Source organism: Paracoccus sp. SM22M-07 (genome assembly GCF_001887735.1).
Taxonomy (GTDB): Bacteria; Pseudomonadota; Alphaproteobacteria; order Rhodobacterales; family Rhodobacteraceae; genus Paracoccus.
Map to the genome: position 1 here is coordinate 207,008 of NZ_JPKW01000003.1, position 16,864 is coordinate 223,871.

16 protein-coding genes are annotated in these 16,864 nt (G+C 65.2%); 9 read left to right on the forward strand and 7 right to left on the reverse strand.

What is annotated here, in order from left to right; genetic code table 11:
• Window positions 1–4: 4 nt before the first annotated feature.
• Window positions 5–466, forward strand: a complete 462-nt coding sequence (locus tag IE00_RS06080; protein WP_072296193.1) for a type II toxin-antitoxin system RatA family toxin — start codon at window positions 5–7, stop codon at window positions 464–466.
• 15 nt (window positions 467–481) lie between these two features.
• A complete protein-coding gene (locus tag IE00_RS06085; RefSeq protein ID WP_083554110.1) occupies window positions 482–835 on the forward strand; it encodes a hypothetical protein in 354 nt (117 codons plus the stop codon).
• A 45-nt stretch (window positions 836–880) separates the two neighbouring features.
• Here the strand turns inward: IE00_RS06085 and metK are convergent, their stop codons facing one another.
• From metK to IE00_RS06115, 7 genes are all read right to left on the reverse strand, one after another.
• Window positions 881–2,059, reverse strand: a complete 1,179-nt coding sequence (metK, locus tag IE00_RS06090; RefSeq protein WP_072296194.1) for a methionine adenosyltransferase — start codon at window positions 2,057–2,059, stop codon at window positions 881–883.
• A gap of 4 nt (window positions 2,060–2,063) precedes the next feature.
• Window positions 2,064–3,449 carry an adenosylhomocysteinase gene (ahcY, locus tag IE00_RS06095; RefSeq protein WP_072296195.1) on the reverse strand — a complete coding sequence of 462 codons (1,386 nt, stop codon included), beginning with the start codon at window positions 3,447–3,449 and terminating at the stop codon, window positions 2,064–2,066.
• Window positions 3,450–3,527: 78 nt separating this feature from the next.
• Window positions 3,528–4,163 carry a TetR-like C-terminal domain-containing protein gene (locus IE00_RS06100; RefSeq protein ID WP_170864093.1) on the reverse strand — a complete coding sequence of 212 codons (636 nt, stop codon included), beginning with the start codon at window positions 4,161–4,163 and terminating at the stop codon, window positions 3,528–3,530.
• Between the two features lie 277 nt (window positions 4,164–4,440).
• On the reverse strand, window positions 4,441–6,261 hold the full coding sequence (typA, locus tag IE00_RS06105) for a translational GTPase TypA (protein ID WP_072296197.1): 1,821 nt from the start codon (window positions 6,259–6,261) through the stop codon (window positions 4,441–4,443).
• 156 nt (window positions 6,262–6,417) lie between these two features.
• Entirely contained in the window at window positions 6,418–6,540 is a 123-nt protein-coding gene (locus IE00_RS20760) for a hypothetical protein (protein WP_256374802.1), read from the reverse strand.
• A gap of 75 nt (window positions 6,541–6,615) precedes the next feature.
• Window positions 6,616–7,380 carry a hydroxypyruvate isomerase family protein gene (locus IE00_RS06110; protein WP_072296198.1) on the reverse strand — a complete coding sequence of 255 codons (765 nt, stop codon included), beginning with the start codon at window positions 7,378–7,380 and terminating at the stop codon, window positions 6,616–6,618.
• Complete coding sequence (locus IE00_RS06115; protein WP_072296199.1) at window positions 7,380–7,925, reverse strand: DUF1285 domain-containing protein; 546 nt, start codon at window positions 7,923–7,925, stop codon at window positions 7,380–7,382. Before IE00_RS06115 ends, IE00_RS06110 begins: the two co-directional genes overlap by 1 nt.
• Window positions 7,926–7,989: 64 nt before the next feature.
• Here IE00_RS06115 and IE00_RS06120 point away from each other — a divergent pair, with 64 nt between their 5' ends.
• From IE00_RS06120 to IE00_RS06150, 7 genes are all read left to right on the forward strand, one after another.
• Window positions 7,990–8,997 (forward strand): MoxR family ATPase, encoded by a 1,008-nt coding sequence (locus IE00_RS06120; protein WP_072296200.1) that lies wholly within the window; start codon window positions 7,990–7,992, stop codon window positions 8,995–8,997.
• Window positions 8,994–9,860, forward strand: a complete 867-nt coding sequence (locus IE00_RS06125) for a DUF58 domain-containing protein (RefSeq protein ID WP_072296201.1) — start codon at window positions 8,994–8,996, stop codon at window positions 9,858–9,860. Before IE00_RS06120 ends, IE00_RS06125 begins: the two co-directional genes overlap by 4 nt.
• The gene (locus IE00_RS06130; RefSeq protein WP_072296202.1) at window positions 9,860–12,607 is read left to right on the forward strand and encodes a DUF4159 domain-containing protein; all 2,748 of its coding nucleotides are present in this window, start codon (window positions 9,860–9,862) and stop codon (window positions 12,605–12,607) included. The genes IE00_RS06125 and IE00_RS06130 overlap by 1 nt, the downstream gene beginning before the upstream one ends.
• Window positions 12,604–14,688 (forward strand): hypothetical protein, encoded by a 2,085-nt coding sequence (locus tag IE00_RS06135; RefSeq protein ID WP_072296203.1) that lies wholly within the window; start codon window positions 12,604–12,606, stop codon window positions 14,686–14,688. Before IE00_RS06130 ends, IE00_RS06135 begins: the two co-directional genes overlap by 4 nt.
• A gap of 78 nt (window positions 14,689–14,766) precedes the next feature.
• Window positions 14,767–15,246 carry a 3-hydroxyacyl-ACP dehydratase FabZ gene (fabZ, locus tag IE00_RS06140; protein ID WP_072296204.1) on the forward strand — a complete coding sequence of 160 codons (480 nt, stop codon included), beginning with the start codon at window positions 14,767–14,769 and terminating at the stop codon, window positions 15,244–15,246.
• The gene (gene lpxA / locus IE00_RS06145) at window positions 15,239–16,027 is read left to right on the forward strand and encodes an acyl-ACP--UDP-N-acetylglucosamine O-acyltransferase (RefSeq protein WP_072296205.1); all 789 of its coding nucleotides are present in this window, start codon (window positions 15,239–15,241) and stop codon (window positions 16,025–16,027) included. The genes fabZ and lpxA overlap by 8 nt, the downstream gene beginning before the upstream one ends.
• 24 nt (window positions 16,028–16,051) lie before the next feature.
• Window positions 16,052–16,861, forward strand: a complete 810-nt coding sequence (locus tag IE00_RS06150) for an LpxI family protein (protein ID WP_072296206.1) — start codon at window positions 16,052–16,054, stop codon at window positions 16,859–16,861.
• The last annotated feature ends 3 nt before the right edge of the window (window positions 16,862–16,864 follow it).

Sequence of the window (16,864 nt, forward strand, 5' to 3'; positions counted from 1 at the left end):
TACCTTGCCGAAAACTCATGACAGCCGAGATCTGCCTTACAGCGCCCGCCAGATGTATGATCTGGTCGCCGATGTTGAATCCTATCCCCAGTTCCTGCCTTGGAACAGCGCCGCGCGCATCCGTACGCGCGACACCCGGCCCGACGGCGCCGAGGAGATCACCGCCGACCTGGTCATCAGCTTCAAGGTCTTTCGTGAACGCTTTGGCAGCCGCGTGGTCCTGTGGCCCGAAGATGAAAACGGCGTCCTGAAGATCGACACCGAATATCTGGACGGGCCGTTCAAGTACATGCGCAGCGGCTGGACCTTCAAGGATCGTCCCGAAGGCGGTTGCCATGTCGAATTTTTCGTGGACTTCGAGTTCAAGAACGCCATCCTGCAAAGATTGATCGGCGTCGTCTTCAACGAGGCGATGTCGCGCATCATCCGCGCCTTCGAAGATCGGGCGCGCAAGCTGTATTCCTGATCAAAGGGCCCCGACATGACGCCAGACACCCACACCACCAATGACCTGATGCCCGCCAAGATCATCTATGGCCTTTACGCGGTGGGGTATCTGGTGGCCCTGACGACGCTGGCAGGGGTCGTCTATGCCTATCTGTCGCGTGGTAAGAACGCGGTCCTGGACACGCATCTGCGGTTCCAGATCCGCACCTTCTGGATCAGCCTGCTGCTGGCGGTGATCGGGATGGTGACCATGATGGTCGGGATCGGTTTTCTGGTCTGGGCTTTTCTGGCGGTATGGGGGCTGATCCGCGTGGTGTCGGGATTTCTGCTGGCCAATGACGGCAAGCCGATCAGCGGCACGAAATACTGGGGCGTGATGGCCTACTAGGCATTCCGACTGAAAAGGCCGCCCGGTTGGGCGGCCTTTCTGGTATCAGGTCAGCGCGGCCTTCAACGCCTCGGCGCGGTCGGTCCGCTCCCAGCTGAATGCGGTCGCGCCTGCCAGCACATAGGGATCGCGTCCGAAATGGCCATAGCTGGCCGTGGGACGATAGATCGGATGCAGCAGGTCCAGCTCGCGGATGATCGCGAAGGGACGCAGGTCGAACACCTCGCGCACGGCTGCGACGATCTTGTCGGCGGGCACCGTTTCCGTCCCAAAGCAGTTGATGCTGATCGAGGTCGGCTCCGCCACGCCGATGGCATAGCTGACCTGGATCTCGCAGCGCTTGGCAAGACCGGCGGCCACGATGTTCTTGGCAACCCAACGACCTGCGTAGGCCGCCGAGCGGTCGACCTTGGACGGGTCCTTGCCGGAAAACGCCCCGCCGCCGTGACGCGCCATGCCGCCATAGCTGTCGACGATGATCTTGCGCCCCGTCAGGCCGCAATCACCGACGGGACCGCCGATGACGAATTTGCCCGTCGGGTTGATGAAATACTTGGTATCCCCCGACAGCCATTCGGCGGGCAGGACCGGCTTGATGATCTCCTCGATCACGGCCTCGCGCAGGTCGGCCAGGCTGATCTCGGGGTTGTGCTGGGTCGACAGCACCACCGCGTCGATCCCTTCGGGACGACCGTCGGCGCCATAGCGCAGCGTGACCTGCGATTTGGCATCGGGACGCAGCCAGGACAGCGACCCGTCGCGGCGGACCTTGGACTGACGTTCCACCAAGCGGTGGGCATAGGTGATGGGGGCGGGCATCAGCACGTCGGTTTCGTCGCTGGCATAGCCGAACATCAGGCCCTGATCGCCCGCGCCCTGTTCTTCCAGGCTGGCGCGATCGACGCCCTGGTTGATCTCGGGCGATTGCTTGCCGATGATATTGATGACCGAGCAGGTCGCGCCGTCAAAGCCCACATCGGAGGAATTGTACCCGATATCGTTGATCACGCCGCGCACGATGGATTCCAGATCTACCCATGCGCTGGTGGTGATTTCACCCGAGATGATGGCGACGCCGGTCTTCACCATCGTTTCGCAAGCGACGCGGGCGCGTGCGTCTTCGGTCAGGATGGCATCCAGGATGGCGTCCGAAATCTGGTCGGCAATCTTGTCGGGATGCCCCTCCGAGACGGACTCGGAGGTAAACAGCGAATATTCTGTCATGGGATCAATACCGGTAATGGTCGGATTTGAACGGGCCTTCAGGCGTCACGCCGATGTAATCGGCCTGTTCCTTCGAAAGCGTCGAAAGCTTGGCGCCCACCTTCTCAAGATGCAGACGCGCCACCTTTTCATCCAGCGCCTTGGGCAGGATGTAGACGCCGGGTTGGTATTCGTCATGCTTGGTCCACAGCTCGATCTGCGCCAAAACCTGGTTTGTGAAGCTGGCCGACATCACGAAGGACGGGTGACCGGTGGCGTTGCCAAGGTTCAAAAGGCGGCCTTGGCTCAGCAGGATGATGCGGTTGCCCGAGGGCATCTCGATCATGTCCACCTGGTCCTTGATGTTGGTCCATTTGTGGTTGCGCAGGCTTGCGACCTGGATTTCATTGTCGAAATGGCCGATATTGCCGACGATCGCCATGTTCTTCATGACGCGCATATGCTCAAGCCGGATCACGTCGCGGTTGCCGGTGGTGGTGACGAAGATGTCGGCGCTGTCGGCCACGTCTTCCAGCGTCACGACCTCGAACCCATCCATGGCGGCCTGCAGGGCGCAGATCGGGTCGACCTCGGTCACCTTCACGCGGGCACCGGCCCCGACCAGGCTGGCGGCGCAGCCCTTGCCGACATCGCCGTAACCGCAGACGACGGCGACCTTGCCGGCCATCATCACGTCCGTGGCGCGACGAATGCCGTCGACCAGCGATTCCTTGCAGCCGTATTTGTTGTCGAATTTCGACTTGGTGACGCTGTCGTTCACGTTGATCGCGGGGAAGGGCAGCTGGCCCTTCTTCTGCAGATCATAGAGGCGATGAACGCCGGTCGTCGTTTCCTCGGACACGCCCAGGATCTGGTCGCGGATCTTGGTGAACCAGCCCGGCGATTGTTCCATCCGCTTGGCGATCTGCGCCTTGATGACGGCTTCCTCATCCGATTGCGGGACGGGAATGATGTCCTCGCCGGCTTCGGCCCGGGCGCCCAGCAGCACGTAAAGCGTCGCGTCGCCGCCATCATCCAGGATCAGGTTCGGGCCTTCGGGGAACTGGAAGGACCGGTCCAGGTAATCCCAATGCTCTTCCAGGCTCTGTCCCTTGATCGCAAAGACCGGGATGCCGGCTGCTGCGATGGCGGCGGCCGCATGATCCTGGGTCGAATAGATGTTGCACGACGCCCAACGCACATCGGCGCCAAGTCCGACCAGCGTCTCGATCAGGACGGCCGTCTGGATGGTCATGTGAAGGCTGCCGACAATGCGGGCACCCTTCAGCGGCTTGCTGTCGCCGTATTCCTCCAGCAGGGCCATCAGGCCCGGCATCTCGATCTCGGCGATGTCCAGTTCCTTGCGGCCGTACTCGGCCAGCGCGATATCTTTGATGATGTAATCGGTCACGTCGTGTCTTTCGTCATTCCCAGGTTGCCTTGGGGATACCGCATGGTCCGGTCGTTCGAAAGGGGTTAAACTGTCACGTCAGCCGCCCCGGCCTGACCTGGGCTGAGAGCCGCGGGCGATGCGGCGGATATAGTCGTTGACGATCTTCTGGGCCACCAGCATCGGGTCGGCATCCTGCGCCAGATCCTCAAGGCGGCCGTCCACGATCATCCGCGCGGTGCCATAGACGAAGCACCGTCCCGTCAAGACCAGCGCCGCGATATCTTCCTTGGGGTGCAGCTGTCCCTTGGCATGGGCGCGCTGCATCATCCGCATGGCCAGATCGTTGATCGATTCCTGATAACGGCGCAGGTCGGGATGTTCGCGCATGTTCAACAGCCGCTGATCCGACATCAGGCGGAATTGCGACGGGTATTCCACGACCCATGACAGATAGGCATAGATCAGGGCATTGCACTGCTCCATCGGATCGTCGGGGTCGACGCGCACTACCGCGCGGGTGCAGCGGTCCATCAGGACCATGCAGGCCTGTTCCACCACCGATGACAACAGCGCCGTTTCGTCCGCATAGATCGCCCGCAGACGGTCCAGCGGCACCTCCATCGCATTGGCCACGTCCTGCAATGCGGGAATTTGCGACTGCGAAGCCTCGATCAGCCGCAGGGTCGCGGTGACCGCGCGTTCATGGACGCGGGCGTTTTCGGGTGTGGACATCGCATTTTCCATTGAGATGGATCCGGTCGGACTGATTGGTGAGTCGAATGACGGTACAAAAACAGTGCGAAACAGGGTACGTCCCCATCTGACCCAAATGGAACCAAATTGGCAACCAAACAATCAATGGTCCAATGCTTTCATTTGGATGAAGATTTTATCTGCTTCATCGTTGCCACAGGTTGTGCATACCCAAGGTCATCCTGTCGACAAGCCGTCGCCATAAAAAAAGTTCCCGAAGACGTGCTTCGGGAACCAATCGTTCATGCGGTGGCGATCAGGCGTCCGAACGGGACGCGCGCTTGCGCTCGTGGGGGTCCAGATGGCGCTTGCGCAGACGGACGTTCTTGGGCGTGACCTCGACCAATTCGTCGTCGTTGATATAGGCGATGGCCTCTTCCAGCGACAGGCGGACAGGGGGCGTCAGGCGCACGGCTTCGTCCGTGCCCGAAGCGCGGACGTTGGTCAGCTGCTTGCCCTTCAGCGGGTTCACTTCCAGGTCGTTGTCGCGGCTGTGTTCGCCGATGATCATACCCTGGTAGAGTTCTTCCTGGGCACCGATGAAGAACTTGCCGCGATCTTCCAGCTTCCACAGCGCATAGGACACCGAAACGCCGTTTTCCATGCTGATCAGCACGCCCTGACGGCGACCCTGGATCGAACCCTTGTGCGGGGCCCAGCTGTGGAAGATGCGGTTCAGCACGCCGTTGCCGCGCGTGTCGGTCATGAATTCGCCCTGATAGCCGATCAGACCGCGCGAGGGCACATGGGCCACGATGCGGGTCTTGCCGACGCCTGCGGGGCGCATCTCGACCAGGTCGCCGCGGCGTTCGCCGGTCAGCTTTTCGATCACGACGCCGGTATATTCGTCGTCGACATCGATGATGGCTTCTTCGATCGGCTCCAGGCGGACGCCGTCTTCCTCGCGGAAGATGACGCGCGGACGGCTGATCGACAGCTCGAAGCCTTCGCGGCGCATGTTCTCGATCAGAACGCCCATCTGCAATTCGCCACGACCCGACACGACGAAGGCATCGCCGCCGGGCGTGTCCTCGACCTTGATCGCGACATTGACCTCGGCTTCCTTCATCAGGCGTTCACGGATGACGCGCGACTGGACCTTCTTGCCTTCCTTGCCGGCAAGGGGGCTGTCGTTGATGCCGAAGGTGACGCTGATGGTCGGGGGATCGATCGGCTGCGCGGGCAGGGCGGTCTCGACCTCGGGGGCGCAGAGCGTGTCGGCGACGGTCGCCTTGGCCATGCCCGCGATGGTGACAATGTCGCCGGCCTCGGCCAGGTCGATCGGGGTCTGGGTCAGGCCGCGGAAGGCCAGGATCTTGCTGATGCGGAACTGCTCGATCCGTTCGCCGTCGCGCGACAGCGCCTTCAGCGTGTCGCCGGCGCGGGCGGTGCCGGCCTCGACACGGCCGGTCAGCAGGCGGCCCAGGAAGTTGTCGGCGCCAAGCGTGGTCGCCAGCATCTGGAAGGGCTCTTCCGCGCGGCTGATCTGCTTGGGGGGATCGACATGCTTCAGGATCAGGTCGAACAGCGCGTCCATGTTCTGGCGATCGCCGTCCAGCGTGGTGTCGGCCCAACCGCCGATGCCCGAGGCATAGACATGCGGGAAGTCCAGCTGTTCGTCATTGGCGCCAAGGTTGGCGAACAGGTCGAAGACGTCGTTCAGCGCGTCTTCGGGCTCTGCGGCGGGCTTGTCCACCTTGTTCAGCACCACGATCGGGCGCAGGCCAAGGGCCAGAGCCTTCGAGGTGACGAATTTCGTCTGCGGCATCGGACCTTCGGCGGCATCGACCAGCAGGCAGACCCCGTCCACCATCGAGAGGATGCGTTCGACCTCTCCGCCGAAATCGGCGTGGCCGGGCGTGTCGACGATGTTGATGCGGGTTCCCTTCCATTCGACCGAAGTTGCCTTCGCAAGAATGGTGATGCCGCGTTCACGTTCGATGTCGTTGCTGTCCATTGCCCGTTCGGCAACGGCCTGGTTTTCGCGGAAAGAGCCGGACTGCCGCAGCAGCTGGTCCACCAGCGTGGTCTTGCCGTGGTCGACGTGGGCGATGATGGCGATGTTGCGGATATCCATGGCGGCCTTCTTTAACGTTCGCGGCTGCCCTACCCGATGCAGCGTCCAAAGGCTAGCCCGCAAATGATCGAAACCCCCGCCCAAGGGGCAGAGGTTCCGCTTTCGTGGCGTCAGGGCCGCAGTCGAAACGGCTGCCCCGCGTCGTTCAAAGATGTATCAGCGCAGGCCCAGGAAGGACAGGATGAACAGGACGACGACAATAAGGCCGACAATATAGATGATCGAATTCATGGTGTTCCCCTTGTTGCAGGCGCCGAGTGCCTGATTTTGTCCCTGCATATCGGCGCGTCGATCATTGAACGGCGCAGCCCTTGTGCAAGTTCCCCTGATCGTTGGAAATTATCACGCGGACTGTCAAGGCTGACCTGCACGCCGCAGCCAATCAAGGCCCGAAACCGTGGTCCGGGCGGGTTCGTACTCGGCGCTGACCCATCCACGATAGCCCTTGGCGTCCAGGTCACGAAAGAATCCGCTGTGGTCCAGCGTGCCGATATCGGGCTCGTGCCGTCCGGGATGGCCGGCGATCTGGATGTGCCGCACCAGGGATGCGTGTTTCGACCAGACGCCCTGCATGTCGCCCGTGATGATCTGCGCGTGATAGGTATCCAGTTGCAGCCCGACATTGGGCGCCCCCACCCGGTCGATCACCTCCGCGGCCATGTCATAGCCTGACAGGAAATAGCCCGGATGGTCGGTCTGGTTCAGCGGCTCGATCGTCAGGCTGGTATGCGGCGCGCGTTGGGCTGCCCATTTCAGGTTTTCGACATAGGTCGGCATGGCCAAGGCGCCTGCGGCCTTGCCGGCCATGATGTGGACATGGCGCGCGCGCAACGCCTCGGCCACGCGCAGGCTGCGTTCGAAATCGTGGCGGAACCGCGTTTCATTGCCCGGAATCGCCGCAAATCCCCGCGGACCTCCGGCCCAGTTCGGGGGCGGGGCGTTGATCAGCACGATCTCGACCCCGGCCTTGACGGCGGCGCGGTACATCTGCGGGGCCGCAAGGTCATAGGGGAACAGGATCTCGACCCCGGCGAAACCCGCCTCGGCCGCCGCCGCGAAACGGTCGAACATCTGCAGTTCTGTGAACATCCGTGTCAGATTGGCGGCAAAGCGCGGCATCAGGGCTCCAATGCGAAAAAGGCGCCCTGCGACGTGACGCCGACGCGCCCGTCGGGGCCGGGATCGGCCGCGGCAGCCAGCCGATAGAAGGTCTTGCGGTCGATCAGCGCCTCAAGGCCCGCGCGGATATGGACATAGGGGCGCGGCTCATGCACGTCGCCGCGCATGATGATGGCGTGTTCGGGCCCCGCCACGACCTGGTCGCCCATATTGGTGGTAAAGGTGATCCGGTCGGGATCGACATCGGCATCCGTGGCGATGAAGGGGGCGTCCTCGACGGTGATGCCCAGTTTTTCGACCGGCGTGACCAGAAAGAACTTGTCGCCCTCACGCTTCAGGATGGTCGAAAAAAGCCGCACCATCGCCTGTCGCCCGATGGGCGTGCCGTCATGGATCCAGGTGCCGTCCGTACGGATCACCAGGTCCATCTCCCCGCAATAGGGCGGGTTCCACAGATGCACGGGCGGCAGGCCACCCTTGGCCGCCTTGCTTGCAATCTGGGCCAGGCCCTCGGCGCTCACGGTTTTGTCACTGTTTTCCGCCATTCGATCTGGTCGCCTCCACCCCAACTGCATATGCTTCTGTCTAAAGCAGCAGAAGGGCATTGTCATGACGTCGGACGAAATTCTGGTGCAAGAGGTTCAGGCCCTTGCGGCGCGCCTGTCCGAAGCACGCCTCAGTGTGGAACAGCGTTTCGTCGGCCAGCACGACGTGGTCGAGCAGGTGCTGGCGGCGATCCTGGCGGGCGGGCATGCGCTGCTGGTCGGTCAGCCCGGTCTGGGCAAGACGATGCTGGTCGACACGCTGGCCACCGTGATGGGGCTGGACAGCCAGCGCATCCAGTTCACCCCCGATCTGATGCCCGCCGACATCCTGGGGTCCGAGGTGCTGGACGCGCTGCCCGACGGCAGCCGCGCGTTTCGGTTCATCGAAGGTCCGGTCTTCACCCAGCTGCTGATGGCCGATGAGATCAACCGCGCCAGCCCGCGCACCCAATCGGCCCTTCTGCAGGCCATGCAGGAACGCGAGGTGACGGTCAGCGGCCAGCACCGCCCCCTTGGCCGCCCCTTCCACGTGCTGGCCACCCAGAACCCGATCGAACAGGAAGGCACCTATCCCTTGCCCGAGGCGCAGCTGGACCGGTTCCTGCTGCAGATCGACGTCGATTATCCCGACCGCGACACGGAACGCGACATCCTGCTGGCCACGACCGGCTTGCTGGAGGGCGCGCCCCATGCCGCCTTCGCCGCCGATGACCTGATCGCCGCGCAGCGCCTGATCCGCCAGATGCCCGTCGGCGAAACGGTGGTCGAGGCGATCCTGGATCTGGTCCGCGCCTGCCGTCCGTCGGCCCCCGAGGCACCGGCCTTCATCCGCGATGCGCTGATCTGGGGTCCGGGTCCGCGCGCGGCGCAGGCGCTGATGCTGGTGACGCGGGCCCGGGCGGTCCTGAACGGGCGCTATGCGCCGACGCTGGACGATGTGGCGGCGATGGCGGCGCCCGTCCTGCGCCATCGCATGGCGCTGTCCTTTGCGGCGCGGGCGCAGGGGCAGGGCATCGACGCGCTTGTGAACCGCCTGCTGGATGACCGGATCGGCGGCCGTCGCGCGGCATGATCGGGAAACCGTCCGACCTTCGCACCCGGGCCGATGCGGCCAGCGCCCATCTGCCCGCCCTGATGCTGGCCTCGGAACGGCTGGCGGCCATGATCGCGCCGGGGGCGCATGGTCTGCGCCGCGCAGGCCCCGGCGAGGATTTCTGGCAGTATCGCCCCGCAGGCGTCGGCGACGGCGCGCGCAGCATCGATTGGCGACGCTCGGCCCGTTCGGACACGGAGTTCGTCCGCGACCGCGAGGCGCAAAGCGCCCAGACCGCCCAGATCTGGCTGTCGCCTTCCCCGGACATGAATTTCTCCGGCGGCCCGGATCGCCCCACCAAGGCCGAACGGGGCCGCGTCCTGGCGCTGGCCTTGGGGATGCTGCTGCTGCGCGGCGGCGAAAAGGTGGGATTGCTGGGACAGGCGGCCGGGACGGGGCGGCTGCAGGCCGATCGCCTGGCCGAAGCCCTGTGCAGGCCCGCACCGGCAGACTTTCCACTGACCGAACTGCGCCCGGATCGCCACGTCCTGATCCTGTCGGATTTTCTGACCGACCCCGATTGGATCGCCCAATCCCTGCAACGTGCAGCCGGTCTTGGAATTCGAGGGATTGTTGTGCAAATCCTTGACCCGGATGAAGAAAACTTCCCCTTTGAAGGTGCTGTCGAATTCCGCGCCCCCGCGGCTGCGACCCGCCATGACAGCCGCGACGCGCGAGGCCTTCGCGATGCCTATCTGGCCCGCCTAGCCGCGCGACGCGATTGGCTGCGCGAACGGTGCGCGCAGGCCGGCTGGCAGTTCGACCACCATGTGACATCGGACGATCCGGCGCAGATTCTGGGCCGGATCTGGGCGGTTCTGGGCCCCAAGGGGGTGCATTGATGCTGATCCTTGGGCCGTTGGGATTTGCCGCACCTTGGGTGCTGGGCGCGCTGGTGGCGCTGCCGGTTCTGTGGGTGATCCTGCGCGCGATGCCGCCGTCACCCAAGCGCATCGTCTTCCCCGGCGTGGCGCTGCTGCAGGGTCTGACCGACAAAAGCCCCGTCGCCCGTCGCACGCCTTGGTGGCTGCTGTTGCTGCGCCTGTTGGCGGTGGCTGCGCTGATCCTGGCATTCGCCGGACCGGTCTGGAAGCCCGCACCCCGTGACGATGCCACCGGCCCGCTGCTGGTCGTCATGGATGCCGGATGGGCCGCCGCACCTGACTGGGCCGCACGGCAAGCACGCGCCGAGGCAGCCCTGGCCGATGCCGCAACCGCCGGACGTCCGGCTGCATTGGTGATGGCCGATGCGCGCCCCATCGCGGGGTCCGTCGCCTTTCAGGCGGCCGACAGCCTGATTGCAGCGCTGCGGGCGGCAAGGCCGGTTGCATGGCAATCGGGGCTGGTGTCCGATGCAACCGCGTCATTGGCCGACGCGCCTCGGGGCAGGCTTTCCACGCTGTGGCTGGCCGATGGCACGGATTACGGGGGACGGGCCGATTGGTTGGCGCAGGTCACCGGAATGGGTCCGGTGACCGTCATCCCGCCAACCCGCGCATTGCGGACGCTGGTACTGCAGGACGGGCAGATGCCCGCCCTGATCCTGCGCGGGACGACCGACGCCGCCCCGCAGGTCGAGGCGATCGGCCCCGACCCGCAGGGCATTCCCCGCGCGCTGGCGCAGCTGACGCCAGATGCCCCGGAGACAAGCGGCGGCATCACCACGCGCCGGGTCGCCATCGATCTTCCGCCCGAGCTGCGCAACCGCATCACCAGCTTTCGCATTCAGGGTGACACCCATGCCGGTGCGGTCGTCCTGGCCGATGATCGCGTCAAGCGGCGCAAGGTGGCACTGGTCGGTGATCCCGCCGAACAATCCGAGGCGCAGGAACTGCTGTCGCAGGTTCACTATCTGCGGCAGGCGCTGGCCCCGACATCGGACCTGATCGAGGGCAGCCTGGGCGATGTCCTGGATGCCGCGCCCGATGTCATCGTTCTGGCCGACCAGGTCCAGCTGGCCGAAATCGGAGAGCTGGCCGAATGGGTGGACCAGGGCGGCTTGCTGATAAGGTTCGGCGGACCGCGAATGGCCGGTTACGACCGACTGGACCAGGAACCGTTGCTGCCGGTCGATCTGCGGCAAGGGGGGCGCGATATCGGCGGGGCGCTCAGCTGGGGGGAACAGCGGGGGATCAAGCCCTTCGATCAGGAAGGCCCCTTCGCGGGGCTGCGCATTCCCGATGACGTGACGGTGCGGGCCCAGCTGATGGCGCAGCCCGCGCCCGATCTGGCGGGCAAGACCATCGCCGCGCTGACCGACGACACGCCGCTGATGACCCGCGACCGCCTGGGGCAGGGACAGGTCGTTCTGGTGCATGTCACCGCCAATGCGGAATGGTCGTCGCTGCCCCTGTCCGAGCTGTTCGTCCAGATGATGCAGCGCCTTGTGGCCACCGCGGGCGCCGCCGCGCGCGACGATGGCGCCGACGACCGCCAGCAGCCCTTCTGGACGCCGGTCGAGGTGCTGGATGGTTTCGGCAACGCGGCTGCGGTCGAAGGGTTGGCCCCGGTCCCGGCGGCCCAGATGGCGCAGGGTCCGGGCGCGGACCGTCCCGCGGGCATCTATGTGGCGGGCGAACGCCAGCAGGCGCTGAATGCCGGTGGTCCGATCACCCTTGCCGACTGGCCCGAGGCCAGCGTCGCGCGTCCCGATGCGACGTCGGGGCGTGACCTGATGGGACTGCTGCTGGCTTGCGCGGCAGTGCTGCTGGCGCTGGATGCGGTCGGCTCGGCCTGGCTGGGTCGTGGCGGACGGGTCGCGGCGGTGATGCTGGCTTTGGCGCTGCTGCCAAGGCCGGCCGCCATGGCGCAGGAACTTGACCCCGACCTGATGCGCGCCGCCAACGAGGTTGCCCTGGCCTATGTCGTGACGGGCGACGACCGGATCGATACCGCATCCGAACAGGGTCTGCGCGGATTGTCGGCAACGCTGCGGCAGCGCAGTTCGGTCGAGCCGGGCGCCCCGATCGGCGTGGATCTGGACAGCGACGACCTGTCCCTGCTGACATTCCTCTATTGGCCGATCACCGCGGATCAACCGGCGCCCTCGCCGCGCGCTTATATGCGGCTGAACGCCTTCATGCGGTCGGGCGGGGTCATCATGTTCGACACCCGCGACGGCGATGTGGCGGGTGTCGGCGGCCCCGACATGAGCGATACCCTTCAGGCCCTGGCCGCCCCCCTGGACATCCCCCCCTTGGCCCCCATCCCCCAGGATCACGTCCTGACCCGCACCTTCTATCTGCTTGACGATTTCCCCGGCAGATGGCGCGGCAACCCGGTCTGGGTCGAGGCCCCGCCGGTGGGGGCACAGGCCGCCGAAGGCAACCCCTTCCGCCAGCTGAACGACGGTGTCAGCCCGGTCATCATCGGCGGCAACAGCTGGGCCGAGGCCTGGGCCATCGACGATGACGGCTATCCCGTCTTTCCCATCGGATCGGGCTGGGAGGGCGAGGAACAGCGGGAAATGGCACTGCGCTTTGGCGTGAACCTGATCACCTATGTGCTGACCGGCAACTACAAGTCGGATCAGGTCCACGTGCCCGCCCTGCTGGACCGCCTGAGAACCGAGGAGGCCCTGACCCGATGACCGCGCTGCGTTTCGACCCTGCCTTGCCCTGGTGGGCCATCGCCGGACTTGCGGCGCTGGCGCTGCTGGTCGCGGGATTTGCGCTGTGGCGCGGGTTGCGCGGTTGGGCATGGCGCGGACTGGCGCTGATGGCCGCAGCCATCGCCCTTGCCGGCCCCGCCTTCGAGATCGGCACGCGCGCCGGCCTGTCCGATATCGTCATCCTGCTTGACGACCGATCGGCCAGCCAGGATCTGCCGGGGCGGCGCGAACAGGTCGATCGCGCGGTCGCGCAGCTGAGCGATGCGATCGGCGCGCTGCCGAACACCGAACTGCGCCGCGTCACGGTGGGCGACGATGAGGATGGCACGATGCTGGGCACGGCGATCACCCGCGCCGTCGCCGCCGAACCCGACGCCCGCCTGGCCGGGGTCATCGCGCTGACCGATGGCCGCCTGCATGACCCGCAGATGGTGCCGACGGGTCTGCCCGCGCCGCTGCATGTGCTGCTGACCGGCCAGCCGCAGGACTGGGACCGCCGCCTGGTCATCGAACAGGCCCCCGCCTTTGGCCTGATCGACCAGGAGGTCACGATCCGGCTGCGTGTCGAAGACCAAGGCGCCGTTCCACCCGGTCTGGGTCAAGGCAGCGCCACGTTGCGCCTGTCCCTGGACGGCAAGGATGAACAGACCTTCGCGGTTCCCCTGAACACCACGCTGTCGCTGCCGGTCACGCTGAACCATGCGGGGCAGAACGTCGTGCAGATCATCCTGCCCCAGATCGAAGGCGAGTTGACCGATCGCAACAATTCCGCCGCCATCAGCATCAATGGCGTGCGCGACAGGTTGCGCGTTCTGCTGGTGTCCGGAGAGCCGCACGCCGGTGAAAGAACATGGCGCAACCTTCTGAAATCGGATGCATCCGTCGATCTGATCCATTTCAACATCCTGCGCCCGCCCAACAAGATGGACGGCGTGCCGATCAGTGAACTGGCCCTGATCGCCTTTCCGACGCGCGCATTGTTCCTGGAACGGATCGACGATTTCGATCTGATCATCTTTGACCGCTATCGCGTGCGGGGCATCCTGCCGCCCGAATATTATCAGAACATTGTCCGCTATGTGCGCGACGGGGGGGCGGTTCTGGTGGCGGCGGGCCCCGAGATGGCCTCGGTCGAAAGCCTGAACCTGTCGCCGATGGGCCAGATCCTGCCCGCCCGTCCGACCGGTCGCGTGATCGAGGAACCGTTCCTGCCGCGCCTGACGGCCGAAGGTCGCCGCCACCCCGTGACCGCCGATCTGCCCGGCGTCGCGGCCGAAGGCGATCCCGATTGGGGCCGTTGGTTACGCATGGCGCAGGTGACACCCAACCCCGATGCCCAGGTCGCCATGACGGGGGTGGACGACGATCCGCTGCTGATCCTGAACCGGGTGGGGGAAGGTCGGGTGGCCTTGCTGACCTCGGACCAGGCATGGCTGTGGGGACGCGGCTTCGAAGGCGGTGGTCCGCAGCTCGAGCTGCTGCGCCGCATCGCCCATTGGTCGATGAAGGAACCCGAGCTGGAGGAGGAAGCCCTGCTGGCCGAGGTGACCAACGGCCTGGACGTTCGGGTGACCCGTCGGTCGATGGAGGATCGGATCGGTCCGCTGGTGGTGATCACGCCCGATGGGACGACGCGGTCGCTGCCGCTGGAGCCTGACGGGCCGGGGCGCTTTGTCGCCGATTGGACGGCCGACGCGCCGGGTCTCTATCGTCTGCAGAACGGCAATGAAAGCCGCGTGCTGGCGCTTGGGCCCGCAGCACCGCGCGAATTCGAACAGACGGTGGCGGATGCGGCGCTGTTGGAGCCGCTGGTGACGGCATCCGGAGGCGCGGTGCTGGCCCTGTCCGAGGGCGTGCCGGATGTCCGACAGGCGCGTCCCGGACGCGCCACCGGCAGCGGCGTCGGCGGCCCTTGGATCGGGATCACCCCGCGCGATGCCGCCACCGTCACCGGACTTGAGCGCCGCCCCGTCATGCCGGACTGGTTATGGCTCGCGATCATCGCGGGGCTGGCGCTGGCCGGATGGCTGGCCGAGGGTCGGCGGGGCCGCGGCGCATGATCGCCTGTGGCCACCCTGCATGCTTGCCAACCGTCCATCCGGTTGGTAACCCGTTGAAAACCGCCTGAAGGAACGAAAATGGCCGACGACGCGCGCAATCCCGCCCCCTATACCGAGGCAGACCTGTCGCTGATCAAGCGGATCATTCCGCACCGTTACCCTTTCCTGTTCATCGACAAGGTGCGCGACATCGTGCCGTTCGAAAGCGCCGTCGGCATCAAGAACGTCACCTGCAACGAACCCCATTTCCAGGGGCACTTCCCCGATCAGCCGATCATGCCGGGGGTCACCATCATCGAGGCGATGGCGCAGACCGCTGCCGTGGTGGTGGGCATCAGCATCAACGTCCTGGACGAGGAAATGCTGACCTATTTCATGGGCATCGACAAATGCAAGTTCCGCCGCATGGTGGTTCCGGGCGACGTGGTCGAGCTGCATGTCAAGGCGATCCGCGGCGGCGGCAAGATCTGGAAATTCGAGGGCCGGGCCCTGGTCGAAGGCCAGCTCTGCGCCTCGGCCGAGTTCACCGCCATGATGGCGCGGAAAACCGATGCCTGAGACCCTGATCCACCCCACTGCGGTCATCGAACCGGGCGCCCAGATTGCCGATGGCGTCACCATCGGGCCTTTCTGCGTCGTCGGTGCCAAGGTCAAGCTGGCGCAGGGGGTGGTTCTGAAGTCCCACGTCGTCGTGGCCGGTGATACCAGCATCGGGCAGGACACGGTCGTCTTTCCCTTCGCCTGTATCGGCGAAGTCCCCCAGGACCTGAAGTTCCGGGGCGAGGAAGTCAGCCTGCGTATCGGCGCGCGCAACCGCATCCGCGAATATGTCACGATGAACCCCGGCACCGAAGGCGGCGGCGGCATCACGACCGTCGGAAATGACGGGCTGTTCCTGTCGGGATCGCATGTCGCGCATGATTGCCATGTTGGCGACCGCGTGATCCTGGTGAACAACGCCTCGGTCGCGGGACATTGCCACCTGGAGGATGACGTCATCATCGGCGGGTTGTCGGGTGTGCATCAATGGGTGCGCATCGGGCGCGGGGCAATGATCGGCGCGGTCACGATGGTGACGGCCGATGTCATTCCCTATGGTCTGGTGCAGGGGCCGCGCGGCCATCTGGACGGGCTGAACCTGGTGGGTCTGAAGCGGCGCGGGGCAAGCCGCGCCGATATCATGGCCTTGCGGGATCTGCTGGCCGCCCTGGGGCAGGGGTCGTTCCGCGACACCGCCCGCAGCCGCGCCGAGACCGAGGTTTCCGCGATGGAGCGAGACGTCCTGGAATTCATCCTGGGACCGTCCGATCGCAGTTTCCTGACGCCGCGCAGCACCTGAAATTCGCGCAACAAGGCAGAACAGATGACACGCATCGCAGTGATCGCAGGCAAGGGCCATCTTGCCCCCGCCATAGCGCGCGCCCTGACGGACCCTGCCGTCTATGCGCTGGACGGCTTTGCGCCGGAAGGCCTGGACCACAAGACATTCCGTTTGGAACGCCTGCTGCCCTTCATCGACGATCTGATCGACCAGGGCATCACGCAGGTTATCTTTGCAGGGGCCATCCGCCGTCCTCGGCTGGACCCCGAGGCCTTCGATCCACGTACCGCGCAAATGGTCCCGCGCATCCTGATGGCGATGCAATCGGGCGATGACGCGGCCCTGCGGACTGTCCTCGACATCTTCGAAGAAAATGATCTGAGCATTTGTTCCGTACAGGAAATCTGCCCCGACATGGTGCCGGATGCCGGTATTCTTGCCGGGACACCTTCGGCGGCCGACAAACGCGACGTCCAGCGCGCCGCGCAGATCCTTGCCGGCACGGGTGGCTTGGATATCGGTCAGGGCGCGGTCGTGGCGCAGGGACTTTGCCTTGCGCTGGAAACCCTGCCGGGAACCGAGGCGATGCTGCACTTTGCGGCGCTGCATGCGGACATGCGTCCCAATCCCGACGGCGCGAAAGGCGTTCTCTACAAGGCGCCCAAGCCCGGACAGGACCGCCGCATCGACCTGCCGACCATCGGTCCCGATACCGTCGATCAGGCCGCGCGCGCAGGGCTTGCGGGCATCGCGTGGGAGGCGGGCGGCACGATCCTGCTGGACCGGGCCGAAACCATGCGTCGGGCAGAGGCAGCCGGGCTGTTCCTGTGGGCAGTGGACGCCGAAGCCTAGGAT

Coding starts and splice junctions, on each gene's coding strand:
- metK (WP_072296194.1), bottom strand. CDS start 2,059: ATGACAGAATATTCGCTGTTTACCTCCGAGTCCGTCTCGGAGGGGCAT.
- IE00_RS06130 (WP_072296202.1), top strand. CDS start 9,860: ATGCTGATCCTTGGGCCGTTGGGATTTGCCGCACCTTGGGTGCTGGGC.
- typA (WP_072296197.1), bottom strand. CDS start 6,261: ATGGATATCCGCAACATCGCCATCATCGCCCACGTCGACCACGGCAAG.
- IE00_RS06135 (WP_072296203.1), top strand. CDS start 12,604: ATGACCGCGCTGCGTTTCGACCCTGCCTTGCCCTGGTGGGCCATCGCC.
- IE00_RS06120 (WP_072296200.1), top strand. CDS start 7,990: ATGACGTCGGACGAAATTCTGGTGCAAGAGGTTCAGGCCCTTGCGGCG.
- IE00_RS06100 (WP_170864093.1), bottom strand. CDS start 4,163: ATGTCCACACCCGAAAACGCCCGCGTCCATGAACGCGCGGTCACCGCG.
- IE00_RS06110 (WP_072296198.1), bottom strand. CDS start 7,380: ATGCCGCGCTTTGCCGCCAATCTGACACGGATGTTCACAGAACTGCAG.
- fabZ (WP_072296204.1), top strand. CDS start 14,767: ATGGCCGACGACGCGCGCAATCCCGCCCCCTATACCGAGGCAGACCTG.
- IE00_RS06150 (WP_072296206.1), top strand. CDS start 16,052: ATGACACGCATCGCAGTGATCGCAGGCAAGGGCCATCTTGCCCCCGCC.
- IE00_RS20760 (WP_256374802.1), bottom strand. CDS start 6,540: ATGCAGGGACAAAATCAGGCACTCGGCGCCTGCAACAAGGGGAACACC.
- lpxA (WP_072296205.1), top strand. CDS start 15,239: ATGCCTGAGACCCTGATCCACCCCACTGCGGTCATCGAACCGGGCGCC.
- IE00_RS06115 (WP_072296199.1), bottom strand. CDS start 7,925: ATGGCGGAAAACAGTGACAAAACCGTGAGCGCCGAGGGCCTGGCCCAG.
- IE00_RS06085 (WP_083554110.1), top strand. CDS start 482: ATGACGCCAGACACCCACACCACCAATGACCTGATGCCCGCCAAGATC.
- IE00_RS06125 (WP_072296201.1), top strand. CDS start 8,994: ATGATCGGGAAACCGTCCGACCTTCGCACCCGGGCCGATGCGGCCAGC.